Below are 22,302 nucleotides of genomic sequence, written 5' to 3'. Positions count from 1 at the left end.
TGGGCAGCAGTATACTATAAATAATAAATTTATGAGAGATATGGTTTTTCAGATACGGATGGGCCACAAAACAATTTGGTAACATTGAAATTAAACGGCGCGGTTCTGCTGATTGGATCCCCTTGCCTGTTTAGCCAGTAACTCTAAAGAAATATCCAGTTGTTTGCCTGTTTCTCCTTCACTGCATGGTGTGATCTGGAACAAACGGATGCTTTTATTCGTAAATGGTTTGGAATCTTTATTGCACAGCTCCATAGAGAAGTTGAATTTTTCTTCCAACTCTTCTTCAAACTCCCGTAAACTGAGTGTTTCATCAATCGGGTGTTCAACCATGGCTTCATTTTCCAGTCCAGCTTCTTTTAAAGTATCAAACGTGTTGGCCAGGGAGTGGTGGATATAAACCGCCACATTACAATGGAGCAACCGCTGAATCTGCATCTGTAACAAGGAAATGGTCATTAATGGATGTAACTTGAGCGTTTTCATCATATATTCTTACTGGTTCCCCAAACTTACTGTATAACGGTTAATTAAACATTAATGAGAGGTTACGTTATTGTGAATTAAATATTAACAACTAATTGACTATTAAGGCATAGGACTGCGACAGGGTAGCATAGGTATACATTATAATATATATAACCAGCGAGAATTAAGTTGCAGGGAAAGTGATCACGCGGGCAGCAGCTCCCCAATCCAATACGCCTTCTTCCTCTTCTTCGGCAGCTGTTACCTTTTTATCTGCGTGCTGATAAAGCGTCCAGGCTCCCTGGCTGTATTCCAGTGAGGTAAGATTTTCCACCCAGTCTCCCGAGTTCAGGTAAGTAACGGTTTTACCATTCGCCGCCATCTCTTTAATGATCGGCTGATGGATATGCCCACAGCAAACCACATCAAATTCTTTATCTGCTGCAATGTCCGCTACGGTTTGTTCAAAATCCGATATGAATTTCACGGCCTGCTTCACACTGTCCTTCACTTTCTTTGAAAAAGACATCTTTTCCCTCCCCATTCTCTCCAGCAGGTGATTCACCAGGCGGTTGATGATGATCAGGATATCATATCCCTTTCCTCCCAGTTTGGCGAGCCATTTGGAGTTTTTCATGGTCACATCGTATACATCCCCATGGAAAAACCAGTGGCGTTTACCGTCCACATCCAGGATCAGTTTATTATCGATCACAAAATTGCTGAGGTTGAAACCGGCATATTTCCGCAAAGCTTCATCGTGGTTCCCGGTGAGGTAATACACTTCGGTACCCTTTCCGATCATTTTCAGGATGCGGCGGATCACCTTGGTATGGGATTTTGGGAAAAATCGCTTGCTGAATTGCCAGATATCGATGATATCACCGTTGAGGATGAGGATCCGGGGATCTATTGAATCCAGGTAATTGACCAGTTCCTTTGCGTGACAGCCGTAGATCCCAAGGTGTACATCGGAGATCACGACTATATCTAATGGGCGTTTGTCGGACATTTTTCTATTATAAGTGAACCACTTGCACCGTTTTCAAACTATTCTGATATATAATTGTTAGATTATATGAAAAAGCTAAATTTCACGGTATAGGAGGTGTTGCAGGCAATTGATTTCCTTATGCAAAGGAAAATTTGCTATATTACTTTTATATTAATACAGTGTTACCAAATTATTAATTCTCACTTTTTTTTGGCTCCTATACTTACTGAAGGCTATTTTTGCGGCAAATTTTTCAACTAACACACAAACATATGGGAGGCTTTAATTCTATCGTTAAGTTGTTCATGCCTAAAGACAGGGTATTCTATTCTCTTTTTGAGGATGTGGCAGCAAACCTTGTGGAGATGGGCAAAGTACTGGTAGAACTGGTGGAAACAAAGGACATGCAGGTCCGCAAGGATAAAGTGCATCTCATAGAACGCCTGGAGCATAAGAACGACGATTATACACACCGTATTTTTGTTGAATTAGGTCAGAACTTCATTACTCCTTTTGACCGGGAGGATATCCACTACCTTGCTTCTACGCTTGATGACGTGGCAGATTACATCCATGGGTCCGCAAAAAGGATAGATATATACAAAGTAGGTGAGATCAACGACAGTGTAAGAAAACTGGCTGACCTCATTAACCAGGGCGTGCAGGAGCTGGCACGTGCTATCCCCGAACTGCGCAATATGAGCAATATGCGCGTTATCACTGATGCCTGTGTAAAGATCAACAGCCTGGAAAACCATGCAGATGATATCTATGACAGGGCTATTGCCGATCTGTTTGAGCAGGAAAGCAATGCTGTGGAGCTGATCAAGATGCGCGAGATCTATCAGGCTTTGGAAATCGCTACTGACAAGTGCGAAGACTCCGCCAATGTGATAGAAACCATCATCATCAAATACGCATAGTAGCGGTTAATTTTTTACTCCCATGGTCTTTCTGGTTATAATTATTATACTGGCTTTTATTTTCGATTATATCAATGGTTTTCACGATGCTGCCAACTCTATTGCCACTATCGTGTCCACCAAGGTGCTCACTCCTTTCCAGGCGGTATTATGGGCAGCTTTATTCAACTTCGCGGCATTCTTTATTTCCAAGTATGTTTATGGGGAGTTCAAGGTAGGTAACACCATTGCCAAATCCATTTTTGAACAATACATTACGCTCAAAGTGATCTTTTCCGGGCTGGTAGCGGCTATCGCCTGGAACCTGCTGACCTGGTGGTATGGTATCCCATCCAGTTCTTCCCATACGCTGATCGGTGGTTTCATTGGAGCTGCCGTAACAAACGCGGGCGGTTCCTTTGATGTGATCAACTATGCCAAAGTATTGCCCACCGTATATTTCATTGTGCTGGCGCCCTTTATTGGTATGGTGGTGGCCTTTATTATTACGGTGATCATTGTAAATATCTGTAAAAGGGCTAACCCTTACAGGGCGGATAACTGGTTCAAACGGTTGCAATTAGTATCCTCTGCAGCATTCAGCCTTGGCCACGGCGGTAACGATGCCCAGAAAGTGATGGGTATTATTGCTGCAGCCATGGTGGCTCACGGAGGTATTGAAGGTGTGCATACACTGAAGGATATCCCGGCCTGGGTACCATTTGCCTGTTTTACCTGCATAGCCCTGGGAACACTCAGCGGTGGCTGGAAGATCGTTAAAACAATGGGTACCCGCATTACAAAAGTAACGCCGCTTGAGGGTGTGAGTGCTGAAACGGCAGGCGCCCTTACGCTGTTCCTTTCTGAAAGCCTGGCTATTCCTGTAAGTACCACACATACCATCACAGGCTCCATCATTGGGGTAGGCGCTACCAAAAGGCTCTCTGCCGTTCGTTGGGGTGTTACCGTAAACCTGCTCTGGGCGTGGATATTGACTATCCCCATCAGTGCTTTGCTGGCTTCTTTGGTGTATTTTATCGTAAGTATCTTTATTTAAGCCTTATGTGCTTTATATACAGGAAAAGCCCCCGCAACCACGGGGGCTTTTCTTTTTTTACAAATCAAATTATGGCAAGTAAAGAAGACCGCCTATTTTTGTGCCTCCAAAAGATTGATTTTCCATGAAAGGAATTATTCTCGCAGGCGGTTCAGGGACCAGGCTGCACCCCATTACATATGCTATCAGTAAACAGATCATGCCGGTGTACGACAAACCGATGATCTATTACCCCCTTTCCACCCTGATGCTGGCTGGTATCCGGGAAATATTGATCATCAGTACCCCGCACGACCTTCCTTCTTTCCAACGCCTGTTTGGTGATGGCAAGCAGTTTGGCCTGCAATTGTCTTATGCAGAGCAAGCCGTTCCCAATGGACTGGCACAGGCTTTTGTGATAGGAAAGGAATTTATCGGAAAGGATAATGTAGCGCTGGTTTTGGGAGATAATATCTTTTACGGAGCCGGGTTGGGCACCCAACTGGCTAATAATGCCAATCCTGAAGGCGGAATCGTATATGCATACCAGGTATCAGACCCGGAACGTTATGGTGTAGTAGAATTTGATGCCAATATGCAGGCGGTATCCATTGAGGAAAAACCGGCAAAACCCAAGTCAAGCTACGCTGTACCGGGTTTATATTTTTATGATAATGATGTGGTGGACATTGCAGAAAAGCTGCAACCCAGCCCACGTGGGGAATATGAGATCACAGATGTGAACAGGGAATACCTGCGCAGGGGTAAATTAAAAGTATCCGTTCTGCCACGCGGCACCGCCTGGCTGGATACAGGAACTTTTGATTCACTGATGCAGGCCTCCCAGTTTGTACAGGTGATAGAACAAAGGCAGGGTATTAAAGTAGCCTGTATTGAAGAGATCGCTTATCGCAAAGGGTTCATTGATAAAGCACAACTGGAAACGCTCGCAAAACCTCTGGTGAAGAGCGGTTACGGGGAATATTTAATGAACCTGGTAAAATAAATCGGCTGTATTACTTTTATCTCATCTAACATCTAACCAATAAGCAATGCAAAAAGTCCTCGTCACAGGAGGTTGTGGATACATAGGATCCCATACCATCGTAGATCTGATCAATAATGGATTTGACGTTGTTTCCGTAGACAGTAATATCCGCAGTACACCGCAACTGCTGGACGGCGTGGAAAAGATCACCGGTAAAAAGGTACGCAATTATAAAGTGGACCTCTGCAACCTGGAAGATACCAATGCCGTGTTTCATGAAAACAGGGATATTGTAGGCGTTATTCATTTTGCCGCCCTGAAAAGTGTGGGTGAATCTGTTAATGATCCTTTGTTCTATTTTCAGAACAACCTCACTTCCCTTGTAAATGTGCTGAAATGCATCAAGGAATATAAGATCCCTAACTTTGTATTCTCTTCTTCCTGCTCCGTATATGGCAATACCACTGCCTTGCCGGTAGTGGAAGAAACTCCGTTGGGTGAAGCCCAGAGCCCATATGCGCGTACCAAACAAATGGGCGAGCAGATGATTGAGGACTTCAGCCGGGTGAACGATACACAGAACATCCTGCTCCGTTATTTTAATCCGGTAGGCGCACACGCTTCTGCACTGATCGGAGAACTGCCCCTGGGCAAACCGGATAACCTGGTACCCGTTATCACACAAACCGCTATCGGCAAACTGCCCAAGGTAACGGTTTTTGGTACCCAATACCCTACCCGCGATGGTTCCTGCATCCGCGATTACGTACATGTAAGCGATATTGCCAACGCGCACACAAAAGCGCTGCAGTATTTGATTGAAAAACGTAACAGCGAAAAATGCGAGGTGTTCAACCTGGGTACCGGAGATGGTGTAACTGTACTGGAAGCCATCAAGGCATTCGAAAAGATCTCCGGCGTGAAACTGAATTATGAGCTGGGTGCTGAAAGGCCCGGCGATGTAATAGCCATCTATGCTAATAATACAAAAGCAAAGGAAAAACTGGGATGGGCGCCCCAATTTGGTATCGACGACATGATGCGCACAGCCTGGCAGTGGGAGATAGCACTGCGCGACAGGGTTTTAAATAATTAATTCTTTATTTTGCTAGCTTTGCGGCACAAATCTCAGGCATAATGGTAAAAGATATACAAGTATTGAATGAAAAGGAAACCCGTGGAGGATTCGGTGAAGGTATCCTGGAAGCGGGAAAAAGGAACCCTAACGTGATAGCACTCACTGCGGACCTGTTAGGATCCATGAAATTGCAGGCCTTTATCAAAGAATTCCCGGACCGCTTTGTACAATGCGGTATTGCAGAAGCCAATATGATCGGGGTGGCTGCCGGCATGACCATCGGCGGTAAAATTCCCTACACTACCACTTTCGCGAACTTTTCCACTGGCCGTGTGTACGACCAGATCCGTCAGTCTGTTGCCTATTCCGGCAAAAACGTGAAGATCTGTGCTTCCCACGCTGGTTTAACTTTAGGTGAAGATGGTGCTACCCACCAGATCCTGGAAGACATTGGTATGATGAAAATGCTGCCGGGCATGACTGTGATCGTTCCATGTGATTTCAATCAGACCAAAGCAGCCACCATTGCTATTGCTGATTATGAAGGACCGGTTTATCTCCGTTTTGGCCGTCCAAAATGGCCCAATTTTACCCCTGAGAACCAGGAGTTCCAGATCGGAAAAGCCCAGGTGCTCAATGAAGGTACAGATATCACTCTCTTTGCCTGTGGCCACCTGGTATGGAAATGTATTGAAGCCGGCCGCATCCTCGAAGAAAAAGGATACAGCGTGGAACTGATCAATATCCACACCATTAAACCACTGGACGAAGCTGCTATCATCAAATCCATCAAAAAAACAGGTTGTGCTGTAACTGCAGAAGAACATAACGTGCTGGGTGGCCTGGGAGACAGTGTTGCACAGGTGGCAGCCCGTAATTTCCCTATCCCCATTGAATATATCGGCACCAACGATACTTTCGGGGAAAGTGGCAAACCCACAGAACTATTAACAAAGTATGGCCTGGACACACCGCATATTGTTGCGGCAGCTGAAAAGGCACTTGCCCGTAAAAAAGGCTAAAATATTCAGAGGAAGATTAAACTTCCATGTAAAAAAACCATCCTAAGGATGGTTTTTTTCGTTTTAGTGATATTGGTTATATTTATTTTACAGGAATATTTATACTGTTTAACCGCCTATGGCTGTAACGCAAGAAGATAAAGAGTTAATAGCGCTATATGGACAGCCGGATACAAAAGAGAAGGGATTTACCCTTATTGTGCGGAAGTACCAGGAACGATTGTATTGGCATATCCGGCGCCTGGTGATAGACCATGAGGATGCAAACGATGTATTGCAGAATGTGTTCATTAAGGTCTGGAAAAGCCTGGATTCCTTCCGGGAAGATGCCCGCCTGTATACCTGGTTGTACAAAATTGCCACTAACGAAAGCCTTACTTTCCTGGATCAGCAGAAACGTAAATCAGCCATTTCCCTGTCTGACGTAGAAACCGGACTAAGCAATAAACTCCAGGCAGATACTCAATATGATGCTAATAAGGTGGAATGGAAGCTGCAAAAAGCTATTCTCAGCCTGCCGGAAAAGCAGCGGGTGGTATTTAACCTACGGTATTATGAAGAAATGCCATACGAGGAAATGAGCAGGGTATTGGAAACATCTGAGGGAGCGCTGAAGGCATCTTATCATCATGCCGTGAAAAAAGTAGAAGAGTTCCTTAAAAATAACTGATTAAACCATAGCAGATAAATTTTGTCTTATTAATATGCACAAAGGGAAAGACATAGTGGATGAATTAAAGGAGGTAGCCCCTTCTTTGGATATTCCGGGAGATCCCCCGGGTTATTCAGTGCCTGCAGGGTATTTTGAATCATTCCCTGCAAACCTGATGGCGGCCATTCATGCAGCAGAAAATAAGCAGGAAGTAGCGGAGGAACTGAGCGAACTAAGCCCCCTCCTGGCTTCCATGTCAAAACAAACACCTTTTACTGCACCGGATAGTTATTTTGAGGGATTGGGCCATGAGGTGATCCTGCGCAGGAATGAATCACAGCCCGGCAGGATCGTGACCATGGGCCGCAGGGTGAAACTGTTCAAAAGATGCCTTGCCGCAGCAGCTATTGCAGGTGTGATCAGCATAGGCGCCGTGATGTTGTCCAAATCCTATAATGAGCATTCGCTGGACAGGCAGCTGGCACAGATCAGCGACCAGGAAATTATAGATTTCCTCCAGTCAAATACAGACGCATTCGATAATGAAAATATCTTTACAAATGTTTCTTTAGAAGAAGAAGCCCCCTCGGTATTACCGGAAGAACTTTCTGAAGCTGAAATAGAAAGTTACCTGGAGGATAATCTTTTAAAAGAACTACCGCTTAATCAATAATGAGCATGAAGAGAAGAAACCTGATATGGCTGATAATGGGATTTTTAAGCATGGTGATGGCACCTGCCAGGCATGCCATTGCCCAGGATGCTGCACAGGAAGATGCTGCCGCCAAACAGGATAAGATCAAAGCACTTGAACTCTTGTACATTTCCCGCGAGCTGGACCTCACTTCTGAAGAAGCGGAGAAGTTCTGGCCGGTGTATAAGAAATATTCGAAAGAAGTAAATGAGTTGCTGGCAGAACGTAAACATAAAGCCAAAGAACTCAAAGGCCAGCCGCGTACGGATGCCGTAGCGGAAGAAGCCCTGGATAAAGAGCTCGGATATGAACGCAAAATGCTGGAAATAAAAACCCGTTACAAGCAGGAGTTCATGAAAATATTACCTGCCCGTAAAGTGGGAAATATTTACAGGAGCGAAAGGGAGTTCCGCGCCATGATGATCCGCCAGCTGAAAGAAAGGAAAGATAACCGGATGCTGCGGAAGAGGCCGTAACAGGCCATCCCGACTTATAGCCGGGACGCTCTTATATTACCGGCCTTTGCTACTGCTCTTTATAATGCGCCCTTACCTCTAAAATCTTCCCTTCTTCATTCAGCGCCATCATTTCTGCCGCCAGCCTGTTGCCTACACTTTTGTAGTACAGTACCTGGGAATCCACTCCTTCCAATACATGGTATAATTCAAAGTGAAGATCTGTGTAAACAGACAGTGCGCGCTGGAAGTATTCGCGTAAAGCCTTTTTACCGGTGATGCGCCCGGTGACATCGTTATTTACTTTTTTGATAAAGGGAGAGTAGAAAACAATGTTCTCCGAATAATGTTCCATGATCCGGTCCAGATCATGCGAATTCCATGCCTGCAGCCATTCGTTGGCGAAATTACTCATATCAGAATTTTGTAGTGGGTTGCTTTGTATCGTGATAGAAAAGGAAGGTCCAATCCTCTTTCTGCCCTCTTTCCATATACTCCTGCCGCAATTCCATGGTACGTTTGCCATCGTAATCGTACTTGGCAATGAACCGGCTTTTCATTTGTGAGATCTGGGGAGCCACATCTCCGCCGAAGAACACTTTATCTTCTCCATCGTCTATCAGGAACACCTGGTGATAAGGGCAGTGCCCGCCTGTTACTTCATAATGGATATACCCGTCTATAGAGCCATTTCCTTCCGTGAGCACTACATTATCTCTTTTGGTAAGGAGGTCCACTTCTTCTTTTAAATAAGACTTTCCATCATTGGCAAATGCATAATCCAGCTCCTGGCGGTTCACGTAATAAGTGGCATGCGGAAAGCTCAGGCTGCGTTCTCCTGTAATGAGGTCCTGCACACTGATACCGCCGGCATGGTCTTTATGAAGATGGCTCATCAGCACCTTGGTTACTTCCATGGGGTTGATGCCTTCATCTATGAGGTTCTGATGTAATTGTAATACGCCGTTGGCATTGCGGAAACCGAGTCCGGAATCCAGTAAGAGGATGTCCCGGTCCGTGATCACCAGGAAAGGTTGGATCTCTACGAGCAAAGAGCCTGTAGATCTGTCTTTCATGGAATCTTTATGATCATCAAAAGGGAGGAATTTCTTGGTCCCGTCTACTGTAAAACTTCCTTCTGATAAAGGTATGATTCGTGCCATACAACAAAAGTAGGGCTTATCGTAATACCATTTGCCTGTCCGCGTCCAATCTTAACATAATAAATATGAGCATGGTAAAGGTCATCAGGGATGAACCACCATAACTCACAAGTGGCAGCGGAATCCCGATCACAGGGGCCAGGCCGATGGTCATGGAAATATTAATAGCAAGGTGGAAGAAGATAATACTGGCTACCCCATACGCATACACGCGGCTGAAAGTAGAGCGCTGCCGTTCTGCAATAAAGATGATCCGGAAGAGCAGGGCAACATATAATCCTATGAATACAAGGCTTCCTACAAAACCAAAATCTTCCCCGATGGTACAGAAGATAAAGTCAGTACTTTGTTCCGGCACAAAGTCGAAACGGGTTTGTGTGCCTTTCAGGTATCCTTTTCCCCAGAAACCACCGGAACCAATGGCAATCATACTCTGGCGGGTATTGTAAGTAGCTTTGGGATCATTCTCTTTACCCAGCATTACTTCAATACGGCGTACCTGGTAATCTTTCAGCACTTTGGTAAAAGCAAAAGGCACTACAAAGAGTACGAAGGCAGAACAGAAAGCCCAGATGGACAGGATCATGGCCAGCCGTGATTTCTTACGCCTGATCTCTCGCCTTGAAAAATAGATCACCAATGCGGCGATACCGGTAAAGATGTATAAGAGAACGTATTTGTCTACAAGTAAAGCTGATAATACCAGGATGATCCCTGAAAAAGCAATCACCAGCAGTGCAGCCGGTAAACCTTCGCGGAACATCACCAGGAAGAAACAGAAATATACCAGCGCCAGCCCTGTTTCATCCTGCAGGATGATGATGGCACACGGAACCAGTACCATGGCTGCTGCTATCAGGCGGGAACGCATTTTGGAGAAATCCGTTTCCATGGAAGAAAGGTATTTCGCCAGGGCCAGGTTGGTACATAGTTTTGTGAGCTCTGCCGGCTGAAAGCGGAAACCGCCTAGTTCCAGCCATGAATTGGAACCCTTCACCCCGGTACCGATCGCCAATACGATCAGGAGTAACAACATCCCGAATGCATACCAGAGATTAGCTGTGGCAGTGAAGAACTTACTATCCGTTAACCAGATGCCGGTGGCCAGGATCATGGACACACCCAGCCAGAGCACCTGGCGGGCCCAGTTTTTATTCTGGCCAAGCAGGTTGCGGATCACATCATCCCCTTCCCTGTACTCAGCAGCGAAAATAGCCATCAGGCCAATTGCTACCAATGCCAGGTACAGCCCAAAAATGGGCCAGTCAATTCCTGCAGTAAGTTTCGCTTGTGAGCGGTTCATTTTTATCGGTTAATTTGATAGGATCTTTTTGAGCAATTCTTCCCCGGCAGTAGCAGTATAACTTACGCTGTTGAGGGAATCCACTTTTGATTTTGCACGCATCGGGGCGGACATGGTAACGGTTTCCATCATCCTTTGCAGGATAGGCCTGCGTTTTACAGAAATAGTATCCGTCAGGTACTTCTCCATCAAAATGCTGGCAATAGGTACTGCATAAGTAGCACCAAAACCTGCATTCTCTACAATCACCGCTATGGCGATCTTAGGATTGTCCTTCGGCGCAAAACCTACAAAGAGCGAGTGGTTGGGTTGTTTGGTCATTACCCCGTTCACCCTGGCGTAGTTTTCTGCTGTACCTGTTTTTCCGCATACGGCAACCCCTTCTATCTGCGCACCTCTTGCTGTACCACTTGTTACCACATCTTCCATACCTAAAATTACCTGGGAGAAAGCATCTGCGCTGATATGTGTGGCCACATCACGTTTCTCTTTGTATTTTTTGAGCAGGTCAGACTTATCGTTATCTATACTTTCCACGAAATGCGGTACATAATAAGAACCCCTGTTGGCAATGATGCACATCGCATTCGCCAATTGCAGTGGCGTAAGGTCTAACAGCCCCTGCCCCATTCCCACATATACTTCAGAGCAGGAATTCCAGCGGCCGGTATAACGCCTGTTCATTCTTGCCGTATCTGGTATAACGCCTGATTTTTCGTTCGGGATATCAATTCCCAGCCTGTGGCCAAAGCCCATGTTGCTGAGGTATTCCGTCCATTTAACCTGTCCTTTTGTAGTACCGCCCCATTTGTTGTTGTCTACAGACAAACGGTAGAGGTGCATGAAATAAGAGTTACAGGAATTGGCCATGGCCACCCGGAGGTTGGCAGCGTGACCCGGATTTTTGTGGGTACAGGCAATGAACCTTCCGCATTGCACATATCCGCCATGGCAGGGATATCCAAAAGAAGGGGTGATCACACCTTCATCCAAAGCGATCAATCCGGTTACAGGTTTGAATGTGGAGCCCGGTGCATAGGAAGCCTGGATAGCCCTGTTCAGCATCGGGGAGGTGGTATCTACCATGAGCCTTCCGAGGTTGAGGGCTTTATAGGAACCGGATAATAAGTTCGGGTCAAAAGTAGGACCACTAACCATTGCCAGGATACCTCCTGTTGCAGGATCTATCGCTACAATGCTGCCCACCTTGCCTTTCATCATCTGCTCACCCAGGATCTGCAATTCAATATCCAAAGCCAGGCGCAGGTTTTTACCTGCAATGGCCACGGTATCAAACTCTCCATTCTCCAATGGGCCCTGTGGCCTGTTGAGGTTATCTTTCACGAGGTACTGGATACCACGCTGGCCCATAAGTGTACTCTCATATGTGTTCTCCAATCCTGTAAGGCCCAGGTAATCTCCCTGCTGGTAAGCACTGTAATTAGCATTCTTCAGCTGGCTTGGAGAAATTTCACCGATGTATCCAAGGAAGTTGGCGCCTGCACCGTAAGGGTAAGAACGTACGGGGCGAAGTAATAATTCAAAGCCGGGTTGAAAGAGGTACATGCTTTCCTGCAGCTTACCGTAGGTTTCCGGTGGCAGCAAACTGGCAAATACAGACTGGCGTACACGCCCCTCTCTTCTGATAGCATTGGCGATCCGCTTGCGGAACTCTTCCATATCTATCTTCAGTATCTCACATAAATAAGCGGTATCTATTTTTTTAACACTGGCGGGGGTTACCATCAGGTCGTACAAAGCCTCGTTGCGCAGAATACTTCTCCCTTTGCGGTCGTAAATGATCCCCCGGCTGGGATAGATCACTTTTTTCAATACCGCATTGGCATCCGCAAGTTTGGAGTATTTAGTTTCCACTACCTGCAAAAAGAACAACCTTACCACGATGAGTGACACCATGCCAAGGATGATCAACTGAATAACTCTTTTTCTGGGCTGATTATAAACAGACATGCAGGTAACTAAATTAAATAATTATATGCTTATTTCCTGCTAAAGAACAACAGCTCGTATATCAATACCAAAAACAGACTGACCACTGTGGACAACAGGATCTTCAGCAACAGGTATAAGGGATCGGCAAAGCTGAAAACGGACAGGCAGAAATATACGATGTTGTGTAGCAGTACTAAAACGGAAACATAGATAGCGTATTGCGAGGCACCCATACTTGTTACAGAAGGTGTTCGCTGGGTTACTTCAAAACCTCCCTGCGGGGACAGGATGTTGAGAATAAAAGGGCGCAGATACGCAATGAACACACAGGCCGCGGCATGCAGGCCAAAGGTATCTGAAAACATATCGAGGGTAATACCCAGTAAAAAACCCAGGAGCTGTAAGGCAGGCCGGGGAAGGTTAAAGGGCAATAACAAAATGAAGAGCATGTACAGGTAAGGATTTACATGCTGCTCGATCAGGATATGATCTAACACCACTACCTGGAACAGTATCAGTAGTATAAAACGGATAATATTTCTTAACAGTACGCTCATTTTAGCAGGTTGCGTGTAGAATCTTCCAACCGGGTTTGCTCATCGCGCAGCAGGTTTTCGATCACATACACATATTGCAGGTTGTAAAAGTTGGTAGCAAATTTCATCCGGATGCTGTAAGAGGTGCTGGACTTGTCTGACAGCCGGAAGGTATCAATATAGCCTACTGCTATATTTTCAGGGAATACGGCGGAGAATCCGCTGGTGATAATGGTATCGCCTTTATGCAGTTTGGCACTGCGGGGCACATCTTTCATATAACCATAACCACCGCTGGCGCCATCCCAGTAAACCGTTCCAATTTCCCCGGAGCTTTTCAGTTTGGCACTGAAGCCGAAGTTGGAGTTATTGGCGGCCCCGGAAGACTTATATAACAGGGAGATCACCACGGCGTAGTTTTCACTTACACTCCTTACCACGCCTACGGCTCCATCAGGCCCGATCACTCCCATGTTCGGACGGATACCATCTTTACTGCCGCGGCGGATAGTGATGGTATTGATCTCCCGGTTCACGGAGTTGTTGATCACTTTGGCTTCCCGGTAAAGGAACTTCCGCATTTCGGTGCTCAGCAGTTTGCGGGCGGTGTCATTACTGTATTTCCTTAATGTATCGAACTTAACAAAGGATCCGGTATCGCGGGTATCAAAGCTGGAAGCCGCCTCGTTGTGCAAACGGAGGTTTTCCTTTACAAGGCTGTCGTTAGTAGATTGAAGATGGAAGTAGTATTGTACACTATTGTATTTAGTGTACAGCTTGCCGCTGATGCTACTGGCGGAGTTGAGGTATACAGTACGCTGGAAGTTGTTGTTCCTGAATACGAATATAAAACAAATCACCTCCAGCAGCAGAAACAGAAAGAAGTTGAAATACCGCCTTAAGAAAATGATCAGATTTCGCACTTGGTTCCGGATTTTTCAATCCCGGCAGGTTAGGGCTACCGGGATCGTACTAAGTTTATTGCATCAGGAATGGATACTTGCCAATATGTTTCAGGGCAATACCTGTACCTCTTACTACGGCGCGCAGCGGATCGTCTGCAACATGCACAGGCAGTTTGATCTTTTGGCTCAAACGTTTATCCAGGCCACGTAATAACGCACCACCACCGGTGAGGTATAAACCACGGCGGTAGATATCTGATGCCAGCTCCGGCGGCGTTGTTTCCAGCGCTTTCAGGATAGCTTCTTCTATTTTAAAGATTGATTTGTCCAGCGCTTCCGCGATCTCCTGATAAGATACCATGATCTGCTTGGGGATACCGGTTACAAGGTCACGGCCATTTACGGGGATATCATCCGGCGGGTTATCCAGTTCTTTGAGGGCAGAACCGATGCCGATCTTGATCTGCTCGGCGGTTCTTTCACCGATCAGTAAACTATGATAGCGGCGGAGGGCTTCCATGATATCTGCGGTGAACTCATCACCTGCAATACGGATACTCTGGTCGCACACGATACCAGCCAGGGCAATTACAGAAATACCGGTGGTACCACCTCCGATATCAATGATCATGTTACCTACGGGTTCTTCTACGTCTATACCTATACCAAGGGCGGCAGCCATTGGTTCATGGATCAGATATACTTCTTTTGCACCTGCCTGCTCAGCAGAGTCGCGCACCGCACGTTTTTCCACCTCTGTGATGCTGGAAGGGATACATATCACCATCCGCCAGCTTGGCGCAAACAATGGCTTTTTAGGGTATATCATTTTGATAAGCTCACGGATCATGCCCTCGGCCGCATTGAAGTCTGCAATCACACCGTCTTTCAAAGGACGGATCGTACGCAGGTATTCATGCGTTTTCTCGTGCATCATCATCGCTTTTTTGCCTACAGCAACGATCTTGCCACTGGCTCTTTCTATAGCAACAATGGAAGGCTCGTCTACTACAACTGAGTCATTGTGAATGATCAGTGTATTGGCAGTTCCAAGGTCGATTGCAATCTCCTGAGTTAAAAAGTTAAAGAAGCCCATTGTTTGATACGGTCAAAAATATTTGAATGCAAAAATGAATAATTCTAACGAATATACGATGCAATTATTGGATTTTCTTATCTATACAGAATACAACACGAAGATGTTAACTAACAAATTCATATCCAATATCTCTCCTGTAATACTTACCATCGAATTGAATGCGCTCTGCAGTTTGCCTCGAGTGAGTCAACGCTAACTGCAAATCGCTTGCCAAAGATGTTATAGCTATCACACGGCCACCGTTTGTAAGTACCTGATCTCCATCTGCTTTAGTGCCTGCATGGAACACCAGCTGGTCTTTTGCAGGGGCTGGTATCTCTGTGATCACCTTTCCTTTTTCATAGGATTCAGGGTATCCTTTGCTTACCAGCATAACGGTAGCTGCTGCACGGGGATCTTCATACACCGTCATCTGATCCAGGGCCTGCTTTTGTACGGCTGTAAACAGTTCCAGCAGATCATTCTGCAGACGCGGGATCACTACCTCTGTTTCCGGATCGCCCATCCTGCAATTGTATTCAATTACAAAGGGTTCTCCTTCCACATTGATCAAACCAAAGAATATAAAGCCCTGGTAAGTAATGTTCTCTTTAGCCAAACCTTCTACTGTAGGGCGTATGATACGGTCTTCCACCATTTCCATAAAAGCCCCCTGTGCAAACGGAACAGGTGAAACAGCTCCCATGCCGCCGGTATTCAAACCGGTATCTCCTTCTCCGATCCGCTTGTAATCCTTTGCAGTAGGCAGGATCTTATAGTTCTTACCATCCGTAAGTACGAACACGGAAAGTTCTATACCCGTCAGGAACTGCTCTATCACTACTTTTTTACCTGCTTCTCCAAACTTGGCAGAGCGGATCATTTCCTCAAACTCCTGTACCGCTTCATCATGAGAAGAAGTGATCACTACCCCTTTACCGGCTGCCAGGCCATCTGCCTTTAATACAATAGGTACGGCATGCTGGCGGATGTAAGCTACACCTTCTTCAAAATTGGCTTCACTGAACTCCCTGTAAGCAGCGGTAGGGATGTTATGCCTTTGCATGAATAACTTCGCAAAAGCTTTACTGCCCTCCATTTGCGCGCCTTCTTCAGAAGGGCCGATCACCGGAATATGCTGTAATGCTGCATCTGCTTTGAAGAAATCATAAACGCCCTTCACCAGCGGTTCTTCAGAACCGGGCACCAGCATATCTATCTTATTGTTCAGGCAAAAGTCTTTTATCTTCTCAAAATCACTTACGCCTATGTTCACATTGGTGCCATAAGCAGCTGTTCCTGCATTTCCAGGGGCAATGTACAAGTGTGTACATGCAGTGCTTTGTGCTATCTTCCAGGCCAGCGCGTGCTCCCGGCCACCACTTCCTAACAGTAAAATATTCATAATGGATTGAAACGTAATGTTATGAGGGGAATCCCAGTTGTTATACCCGTTGTTTAACCAGCGGAAAATTTTTGCAAAGTACGGTCAAAAAAGCCACTTTTTTCATGCAGATGTCTGATTTTCTTTATCTTTCAGCGCAAAATTTATATTGATACTGCTTATCGTCAACTTATCGTCACAGAAAAACAGCAAAATTTAACTGACCATTTATGAATTCACCAGCTACTCCAAAGGGGCACCCGAAAGGGCTTTACGTGTTATTTGCCACTGAAATGTGGGAGCGTTTTAACTACTATGGAATGAGGGCCATCCTGGTATTATTCCTTACCAAAGCCCTGGCTTTTGACAAAGTATTTGCTTCCAGCCTCTATGGAAGTTACACCAGCCTTAGTTATCTGACACCTCTGATCGGAGGTTTTGTTGCAGACCGTTACTGGGGTAACAGGAGATCTATCATCCTCGGAGGCTTGCTCATGGCCCTGGGAGAGTTCATACTCTTTGGTTGTGCCTCTGTTTACCAAAGCTCGCCAGATCTTTCCACCTTCTTATTCTTTACAGGTTTAGGGTTTATGATCACCGGTAACGGTTTCTTCAAGCCCAATATCTCTTCTATGGTAGGTCAGCTATATCCGGAAGGCGACCGCAGGGTGGATGCTGCTTACACCATTTTCTATATGGGTATTAACGTAGGTGGTGCGCTGGGCCCCGCTGTTTGCGGTTTTGTGGGAGACACAGGAGATCCGACCGACTTTAAATGGTCTTTCCTGGCGGCTGGTATTGCCATGCTGCTGAGTGTGATTGTTTTCCAATGGCTGAAAAATTATTATATCCGCAAGGCCGATGGCTCTCCATTAGGCATTCCGCCGGAAGGTGCAAAATATACTAAAGGCATAGTAACCTATTTGGGGCTCTTCATTATGTCCATTGTTATGATAGGCATGCTGTATGTGGATGCCAAAATATTCGGGTACCTTGTTTACCTGCTGCCACTGTCTATGCTTGCCATCCTGGTAATGATCTTATCTGATAAAAAACTCACGTCTACAGAGAAGAAAAAGATAGGAGTGATCTTTATCGTGGCTTTCTTTGTGATCTTCTTCTGGGCTGCCTTTGAACAGGCAGGCGCATCCCTCACTTTCTTTGCAGATGAGCAAACAAACAGGGAATTGAACTGGAATATTCCTGTTTGGCTGATCAGCCTGATCTCTGCCGGTTTAATATACCTGCTCTTCAAAGCCTTTGTGAATGCAAAACGTGGCCTGCAAAATGATCCACGTGGCGTAAGGGTGATCATTTACATTTTATTAGCTGCAGTGGTAGGCTTCCTGATCTACCTCAACATTGCCCTCTTCATTAGCGGAAAGGGAGCAGTAACTTTAAAAGAACTGCCGGCCAGTACCTTCCAGTCTTTAAACTCCATTTTTGTGGTAGTGTTTGCACCGGCATTTGCATGGTTATGGCTGAAGCTGGGTAAATATGAACCTTCTTCCCCTACCAAAATGGCCATTGGCCTTATGCTGCTGGCTATCGGCTATATTGTGATAGCATTTGGTGTGAAGGATGTGGCGCCTGGTGTCAAAGTGACCATGATGTACCTGATTGGTATGTATGCTTTACATACCTGGGGCGAGCTTTGCCTTTCCCCCATAGGCCTGGCCCTTGTAAACAAGCTGTCTCCTGTGAAGTTTGCCTCTCTGCTTATGGCCGTTTGGTTCCTGGCCAATGCCAATGCCAATAAACTGGCCGGCACGCTCAGCGCACTGTACCCTGAACCAGGCAAAAGCACTCAGTTCCTGGGATACACCATGACTAATATGTATGAGTTCTTTATGCTGTTTGTAGGCATGGCCGGTGTGGCCTCCCTCATCCTGTTTGGCATCACCAAACAACTGCAAAAAATGATGAACGCACAGTAATATCATGATAAATAAAGAATGCGGGGCCCTGGTCCCGCATTCTTTATTTATACACACACCATTAAAAATCACTATATTTAATAATTATCAATCTCTGATCATTAACCACTCTTATGTCAGACAACAAATTCAAACCCTTCGTTGCGCCTGAAGTGAAGATGAAAGAATTGACCCTCAAGTCCATCCTCCTCGGATGCCTTGCCGGTGTGATCTTTGGCGCCGCAACTGTATACCTGGCCCTTAAAGCAGGTTTAACTGTTTCTGCTTCTATCCCTATCGCTGTGATCGCTATCACGCTGGGGCGCAAGTTCTTCAAAACCACCATTCTCGAAAACAACATTATTCAAACAACAGGTTCTGCGGGAGAATCCATCGCCGCAGGTGTGGTATTCACTTTGCCGGGATTCCTCTTCCTTTCCGCCAATGAAATGGGCGTGAGCGGCGGGGAGTCTTATTTCGATTATGTGACCATCCTGATACTGGCCATTTTTGGAGGTATCCTGGGTACCCTCATGATGATACCGCTCCGGCGTTCCCTCATTGTGAAAGAGCATGATACCCTTCCCTATCCTGAAGGAACAGCCTGCGGTTCTGTGTTGAAAGCAGGTGAAAAAGGCGGGGAGTTTGCCAGAACGGCCTTCATGGGCCTGGGGTTTGCACTGGTTTATGCTATCCTGCAAAGAGTACTCCACATCATCGTAGAAACGCCTACATTCCTTACCAAACAAGCTAATAAAGTATTCCCTTCCGCCAGGCTGAGCGGGGATATTACCCCGGAATATTTAGGTGTGGGTTATATCATCGGACCCAGGATTGCAGGGGTATTGGTAGCAGGTGGTGTACTTTCCTGGCTCTGCCTCATTCCCTTACTGGCATCTGTGGTGCCCGGTGAAGTGATTGCTTCACAATTGGTGAAACTAGGGCTCCTGGCCAGTTTGGATACTCCCGGCGGCAGTGGTAACTGGGATCCCCTTACCCGTACTTTCGGTAATTACTCCGGTGCCATTTACCAGGCTTATGTGAAACAGATCGGCGCCGGCGCTGTAGCTGCAGGTGGTATCATTACCCTCATCAAAACCATTCCTACCATTATATCTTCTTTTAAAGACAGCATCGGCTCCCTGAAAGAAAAACAGGAAGGCGGCGCAGAAGTGCCAAGAACGGAAAGGGATATCTCTTTCAAGTTTGTGATCTTCGGCAGTCTTGCCCTTATTGTACTGATGGCATTATTACCACAGATCCCGGGAGAATCCATCTGGAACAAACTCCTGATAGGTCTGCTGGTTGTGATCTTCGGCGCTTTCTTCGTAACTGTGAGCAGCCGCATTGTAGGGTTGATCGGCAGCAGCAATAACCCTATTTCCGGGATGACCATTGCCACCATTATGGGTACCTGCCTGATCTTCATGGCAGTAGGATGGACCGGAAAGGTGTATGAGCCCATGGCCCTGGTGGTAGGAGGTATGATCTGTATCGCTGCAGCTAATGCAGGGGCTACTTCGCAGGATTTAAAATCAGGATATATTGTGGGCGCCACACCAAAGAACCAGCAAATTGCGTTATTTATCGGCGCAATCGTTTCCTCCCTGGTGATCGGCTGGACAGTGCATATATTGGATACCCCCACTACGGAAATGGTGCAAAACGGCATCCACCATGCTATCGGAACAGAAAAGCTGGCGGCCCCACAAGCTACTTTGATGGCCACCCTTATTAAAGGTATCCAGGGTAATAACCTGGATTGGCAGTTTGTGCTGGTGGGTGTGTTCATTGCCATTACACTGGAACTCTGCGGCATAAAATCTTTGTCTTTTGCCGTAGGAGTATATCTTCCACTGGCCACTACTTTACCTATCTTTGTAGGAGGTGCCATCCGTGGACTGGTAGAATGGAAACAGAAACGCTCGGGCATTAAACAAACCGCTGAAGAAGAGGAACTGGGTAAAGGTAATCTCTTTGCCACAGGGCTGGTAGCAGGAGGCGCAGTGGCAGGAGTGCTGGTTGCTGTGTTATCTGTAAATGAAAACGTAGCGGCATCATTGCAATCTATCAGTGCGGAACATGGCCTTTCCCATGTGTTAGGCGATGGCGGTTACCAGGTACTGGGTGTACTCTTTTTTGCCGTAATGGGTTATGTGCTGTACCGGATAGGCAGGCAAAAACAAGCGCCAATAGACAATATTTAAAATATCTTTCCTATGCCAAAGAAATTAACCCTGTTAGCCGTAGCCGCATTTGCTTTACTGCTGGCAGCTTGTAAAGACGACACGGATGTTACGCCACAGCGTAAGTTCATCTCTTTCAAGATGGATAATAAGGTGATGCTCTCCGAACAGATCCACCGGGCGTTTTATTCCCCCGGCGACCTCACGGATGCTGATCCTAACAATGATCATTCAGAAATGCTGATCACGGGTTACAGTTATAACAGAGATGTTATCAATATCCGTATCACTTCTCCCAATCCTCAAATAACGCCCGGCGTTTACACCAATGCTACATTCGGTACGGAAATGATCATGGAAATGAATCCCTCGCTGGAACTGGTTGGCGCAGATTATAACTTTGGCGATCTCTCGATCACGATCCATAACATGAAGGACTCTGTAGTAGTGGGGCAGTTCAATGGTACCCTGGTGAGTATGGATGACGGATCGCTGAAAACGATCACGGATGGATACTTTAGAGTGATCTACAGAAATTACCCATAAAAAATAAAGCGGTCATCCCTGGTTCGTCAGGGATGGCCGCTCTGCTTTAAGCCGCTTTTTTCTCTGTGGGTGTTACCCTCAGTTCCAGTAAACGGTTTTGCCGGATCACGCGGATGTACTGGAATTGCCCGATCTTCTCTCTGTCCAGCTGACGGAATAATGCATCAGATGTTTCTACCGGCAGATCATTGAAAGACACAATGATGTCCCCATCTATAATCCCTGCTTTCCCAGCCGGACTTCCAGCCTCTACTCCTGCGACAAAAAGTGCGCTTTTGTTCCTCAACTCTAACCCACTGCGCAGTTTCGGTACCAGGTTGATCTGCTGCAACATCATGCCCAGGTAAGCTCTTCTCACTTTGCCGGACTTCATCAGTTCTGCTGCTATCACCCGGGCTGTGTTAATACTGATCGCAAAACACAATCCCTGTGCACCACGGATCATAGCTGTGTTCACACCTATCACTTCTCCTTTATAATTGATCAGCGGCCCGCCGGAGTTTCCGGGATTCAAAGCCGCATCCGTTTGCACAAGGTCATCCATCAATCTGCCGGTTTCGCTTAATAAGGAACGCCCCAGGGCACTTACCACGCCTGCTGTAACAGTATGCTGAAAGCCCATGGGATTACCAATGGCAATCACCAGCTGGCCGATCTGCAATTCGTTGGTATCGCCAAGCTGCGCTGCCTGGAAATCGTATGCGGTAGATTTAAGGATGGCAATGTCTGTATCCGGATCTTCTCCCGCCAGTGTAGCGGGATAAATTGTGCCATCGTGCAGCATTACATTAAAGAAGCTGCCGTTGTGCACCACATGAGAGTTTGTAAATAAATACCCATCAGAAGAAAAGAAGAACCCCGAACCGGTTCCGGTCACTTTCCTTTGCGCATCCAGCCGTTCTATTTTAACAACTGATCTGCTGGCAGCTTCCACTGCATGATGGATGATCTCAGAATACGCATCCATATAACCTCCTTCTTTATTCCCCTGCTATCACATAAAACAAGCCACATGAAAAACTTGCCAAAATGACAGCAAAACG

The 22,302-nt window shown here is 46.2% G+C and carries 22 protein-coding genes; 11 read left to right on the top strand and 11 right to left on the bottom strand.

From position 1 onward, the window contains the following. Positions 1-90: 90 nt before the first annotated feature. Both AAHN97_RS27230 and AAHN97_RS27225 read right to left on the bottom strand, forming a co-directional pair. Entirely contained in the window at positions 91-489 is a 399-nt protein-coding gene (locus AAHN97_RS27230; protein WP_143197516.1) for a hypothetical protein, read from the bottom strand. Positions 490-652: 163 nt separating this feature from the next. Next, positions 653-1,480: a UDP-2,3-diacylglucosamine diphosphatase gene (locus AAHN97_RS27225; RefSeq protein WP_343305225.1), complete on the bottom strand. Its 828-nt coding sequence runs from the start codon at positions 1,478-1,480 to the stop codon at positions 653-655. A gap of 254 nt (positions 1,481-1,734) precedes the next feature. Between AAHN97_RS27225 and AAHN97_RS27220 the strand changes: the two genes are divergently transcribed. From AAHN97_RS27220 to AAHN97_RS27185, 8 genes are all read left to right on the top strand, one after another. Next, on the top strand, positions 1,735-2,385 hold the full coding sequence (locus tag AAHN97_RS27220) for a DUF47 domain-containing protein (RefSeq protein WP_074240958.1): 651 nt from the start codon (positions 1,735-1,737) through the stop codon (positions 2,383-2,385). Positions 2,386-2,407: 22 nt separating this feature from the next. After that, a complete protein-coding gene (locus AAHN97_RS27215; protein WP_343305224.1) occupies positions 2,408-3,421 on the top strand; it encodes an inorganic phosphate transporter in 1,014 nt (337 codons plus the stop codon). A gap of 124 nt (positions 3,422-3,545) precedes the next feature. Beyond that, positions 3,546-4,406, top strand: coding sequence for a glucose-1-phosphate thymidylyltransferase RfbA (gene rfbA, locus AAHN97_RS27210; RefSeq protein WP_343305223.1), 861 nt, complete (start codon positions 3,546-3,548; stop codon positions 4,404-4,406). Positions 4,407-4,452: 46 nt separating this feature from the next. Further along, complete coding sequence (gene galE / locus AAHN97_RS27205; protein WP_343305222.1) at positions 4,453-5,484, top strand: UDP-glucose 4-epimerase GalE; 1,032 nt, start codon at positions 4,453-4,455, stop codon at positions 5,482-5,484. 41 nt (positions 5,485-5,525) lie between these two features. Beyond that, on the top strand, positions 5,526-6,488 hold the full coding sequence (locus AAHN97_RS27200) for a transketolase family protein (protein ID WP_343305221.1): 963 nt from the start codon (positions 5,526-5,528) through the stop codon (positions 6,486-6,488). A gap of 118 nt (positions 6,489-6,606) precedes the next feature. Further along, positions 6,607-7,158, top strand: a complete 552-nt coding sequence (locus tag AAHN97_RS27195; protein ID WP_343305220.1) for an RNA polymerase sigma factor — start codon at positions 6,607-6,609, stop codon at positions 7,156-7,158. Between the two features lie 34 nt (positions 7,159-7,192). Next, positions 7,193-7,813, top strand: a complete 621-nt coding sequence (locus AAHN97_RS27190; RefSeq protein WP_343305219.1) for a hypothetical protein — start codon at positions 7,193-7,195, stop codon at positions 7,811-7,813. 5 nt (positions 7,814-7,818) lie between these two features. Beyond that, positions 7,819-8,310 carry a hypothetical protein gene (locus AAHN97_RS27185; protein WP_343305218.1) on the top strand — a complete coding sequence of 164 codons (492 nt, stop codon included), beginning with the start codon at positions 7,819-7,821 and terminating at the stop codon, positions 8,308-8,310. Between the two features lie 49 nt (positions 8,311-8,359). Here the strand turns inward: AAHN97_RS27185 and AAHN97_RS27180 are convergent, their stop codons facing one another. The 8 genes from AAHN97_RS27180 to purD form a co-directional block, all read right to left on the bottom strand. Next, positions 8,360-8,704 carry a nuclear transport factor 2 family protein gene (locus AAHN97_RS27180; protein WP_343305217.1) on the bottom strand — a complete coding sequence of 115 codons (345 nt, stop codon included), beginning with the start codon at positions 8,702-8,704 and terminating at the stop codon, positions 8,360-8,362. Between the two features lies 1 nt (position 8,705). Beyond that, entirely contained in the window at positions 8,706-9,452 is a 747-nt protein-coding gene (locus AAHN97_RS27175) for an MBL fold metallo-hydrolase (RefSeq protein WP_343305216.1), read from the bottom strand. Between the two features lie 16 nt (positions 9,453-9,468). Beyond that, positions 9,469-10,755: a rod shape-determining protein RodA gene (gene rodA / locus AAHN97_RS27170; protein ID WP_343305215.1), complete on the bottom strand. Its 1,287-nt coding sequence runs from the start codon at positions 10,753-10,755 to the stop codon at positions 9,469-9,471. Positions 10,756-10,764: 9 nt separating this feature from the next. Then, entirely contained in the window at positions 10,765-12,726 is a 1,962-nt protein-coding gene (gene mrdA, locus AAHN97_RS27165) for a penicillin-binding protein 2 (RefSeq protein WP_343305214.1), read from the bottom strand. A gap of 29 nt (positions 12,727-12,755) precedes the next feature. Continuing rightward, the gene (locus AAHN97_RS27160) at positions 12,756-13,265 is read right to left on the bottom strand and encodes a hypothetical protein (protein WP_074240970.1); all 510 of its coding nucleotides are present in this window, start codon (positions 13,263-13,265) and stop codon (positions 12,756-12,758) included. Next, on the bottom strand, positions 13,262-14,167 hold the full coding sequence (mreC, locus tag AAHN97_RS27155) for a rod shape-determining protein MreC (protein ID WP_343305213.1): 906 nt from the start codon (positions 14,165-14,167) through the stop codon (positions 13,262-13,264). Before mreC ends, AAHN97_RS27160 begins: the two co-directional genes overlap by 4 nt. A 55-nt stretch (positions 14,168-14,222) precedes the next feature. Further along, entirely contained in the window at positions 14,223-15,245 is a 1,023-nt protein-coding gene (locus tag AAHN97_RS27150) for a rod shape-determining protein (RefSeq protein ID WP_074240972.1), read from the bottom strand. Positions 15,246-15,351: 106 nt separating this feature from the next. After that, on the bottom strand, positions 15,352-16,632 hold the full coding sequence (purD, locus tag AAHN97_RS27145) for a phosphoribosylamine--glycine ligase (protein ID WP_343305212.1): 1,281 nt from the start codon (positions 16,630-16,632) through the stop codon (positions 15,352-15,354). 209 nt (positions 16,633-16,841) lie between these two features. Here purD and AAHN97_RS27140 point away from each other — a divergent pair, with 209 nt between their 5' ends. The 3 genes from AAHN97_RS27140 (at position 16,842) to AAHN97_RS27130 (ending at position 21,259) form a co-directional block, all read left to right on the top strand. Next, complete coding sequence (locus AAHN97_RS27140; protein ID WP_343305211.1) at positions 16,842-18,548, top strand: peptide MFS transporter; 1,707 nt, start codon at positions 16,842-16,844, stop codon at positions 18,546-18,548. A 113-nt stretch (positions 18,549-18,661) separates the two neighbouring features. Then, positions 18,662-20,734: an OPT family oligopeptide transporter gene (locus AAHN97_RS27135; protein ID WP_343305210.1), complete on the top strand. Its 2,073-nt coding sequence runs from the start codon at positions 18,662-18,664 to the stop codon at positions 20,732-20,734. Positions 20,735-20,746: 12 nt separating this feature from the next. Beyond that, complete coding sequence (locus tag AAHN97_RS27130) at positions 20,747-21,259, top strand: hypothetical protein (RefSeq protein ID WP_343305209.1); 513 nt, start codon at positions 20,747-20,749, stop codon at positions 21,257-21,259. Between the two features lie 46 nt (positions 21,260-21,305). Here AAHN97_RS27130 and AAHN97_RS27125 read toward each other — a convergent pair whose 3' ends face one another. Continuing rightward, positions 21,306-22,226: a S1C family serine protease gene (locus AAHN97_RS27125; protein WP_074240977.1), complete on the bottom strand. Its 921-nt coding sequence runs from the start codon at positions 22,224-22,226 to the stop codon at positions 21,306-21,308. Positions 22,227-22,302: the final 76 nt, after the last annotated feature.

It is taken from the genome of Chitinophaga niabensis, assembly GCF_039545795.1.
Lineage (GTDB): Bacteria > Bacteroidota > Bacteroidia > Chitinophagales > Chitinophagaceae > Chitinophaga > Chitinophaga niabensis_B.
This window is presented reverse-complemented; position numbering and strand designations above follow the sequence as displayed.

Bases quoted from the DNA above. Each gene is read 5' to 3' on its own strand.
- AAHN97_RS27230 (WP_143197516.1), bottom strand. From the start codon at position 489: ATGATGAAAACGCTCAAGTTACATCCATTAATGACCATTTCCTTGTTA.
- AAHN97_RS27225 (WP_343305225.1), bottom strand. From the start codon at position 1,480: ATGTCCGACAAACGCCCATTAGATATAGTCGTGATCTCCGATGTACAC.
- AAHN97_RS27220 (WP_074240958.1), top strand. From the start codon at position 1,735: ATGGGAGGCTTTAATTCTATCGTTAAGTTGTTCATGCCTAAAGACAGG.
- AAHN97_RS27215 (WP_343305224.1), top strand. From the start codon at position 2,408: ATGGTCTTTCTGGTTATAATTATTATACTGGCTTTTATTTTCGATTAT.
- rfbA (WP_343305223.1), top strand. From the start codon at position 3,546: ATGAAAGGAATTATTCTCGCAGGCGGTTCAGGGACCAGGCTGCACCCC.
- galE (WP_343305222.1), top strand. From the start codon at position 4,453: ATGCAAAAAGTCCTCGTCACAGGAGGTTGTGGATACATAGGATCCCAT.
- AAHN97_RS27200 (WP_343305221.1), top strand. From the start codon at position 5,526: ATGGTAAAAGATATACAAGTATTGAATGAAAAGGAAACCCGTGGAGGA.
- AAHN97_RS27195 (WP_343305220.1), top strand. From the start codon at position 6,607: ATGGCTGTAACGCAAGAAGATAAAGAGTTAATAGCGCTATATGGACAG.
- AAHN97_RS27190 (WP_343305219.1), top strand. From the start codon at position 7,193: ATGCACAAAGGGAAAGACATAGTGGATGAATTAAAGGAGGTAGCCCCT.
- AAHN97_RS27185 (WP_343305218.1), top strand. From the start codon at position 7,819: ATGAAGAGAAGAAACCTGATATGGCTGATAATGGGATTTTTAAGCATG.
- AAHN97_RS27180 (WP_343305217.1), bottom strand. From the start codon at position 8,704: ATGAGTAATTTCGCCAACGAATGGCTGCAGGCATGGAATTCGCATGAT.
- AAHN97_RS27175 (WP_343305216.1), bottom strand. From the start codon at position 9,452: ATGGCACGAATCATACCTTTATCAGAAGGAAGTTTTACAGTAGACGGG.
- rodA (WP_343305215.1), bottom strand. From the start codon at position 10,755: ATGAACCGCTCACAAGCGAAACTTACTGCAGGAATTGACTGGCCCATT.
- mrdA (WP_343305214.1), bottom strand. From the start codon at position 12,726: ATGTCTGTTTATAATCAGCCCAGAAAAAGAGTTATTCAGTTGATCATC.
- AAHN97_RS27160 (WP_074240970.1), bottom strand. From the start codon at position 13,265: ATGAGCGTACTGTTAAGAAATATTATCCGTTTTATACTACTGATACTG.
- AAHN97_RS27150 (WP_074240972.1), bottom strand. From the start codon at position 15,245: ATGGGCTTCTTTAACTTTTTAACTCAGGAGATTGCAATCGACCTTGGA.
- purD (WP_343305212.1), bottom strand. From the start codon at position 16,632: ATGAATATTTTACTGTTAGGAAGTGGTGGCCGGGAGCACGCGCTGGCC.
- AAHN97_RS27140 (WP_343305211.1), top strand. From the start codon at position 16,842: ATGAATTCACCAGCTACTCCAAAGGGGCACCCGAAAGGGCTTTACGTG.
- AAHN97_RS27135 (WP_343305210.1), top strand. From the start codon at position 18,662: ATGTCAGACAACAAATTCAAACCCTTCGTTGCGCCTGAAGTGAAGATG.
- AAHN97_RS27130 (WP_343305209.1), top strand. From the start codon at position 20,747: ATGCCAAAGAAATTAACCCTGTTAGCCGTAGCCGCATTTGCTTTACTG.
- AAHN97_RS27125 (WP_074240977.1), bottom strand. From the start codon at position 22,226: ATGGATGCGTATTCTGAGATCATCCATCATGCAGTGGAAGCTGCCAGC.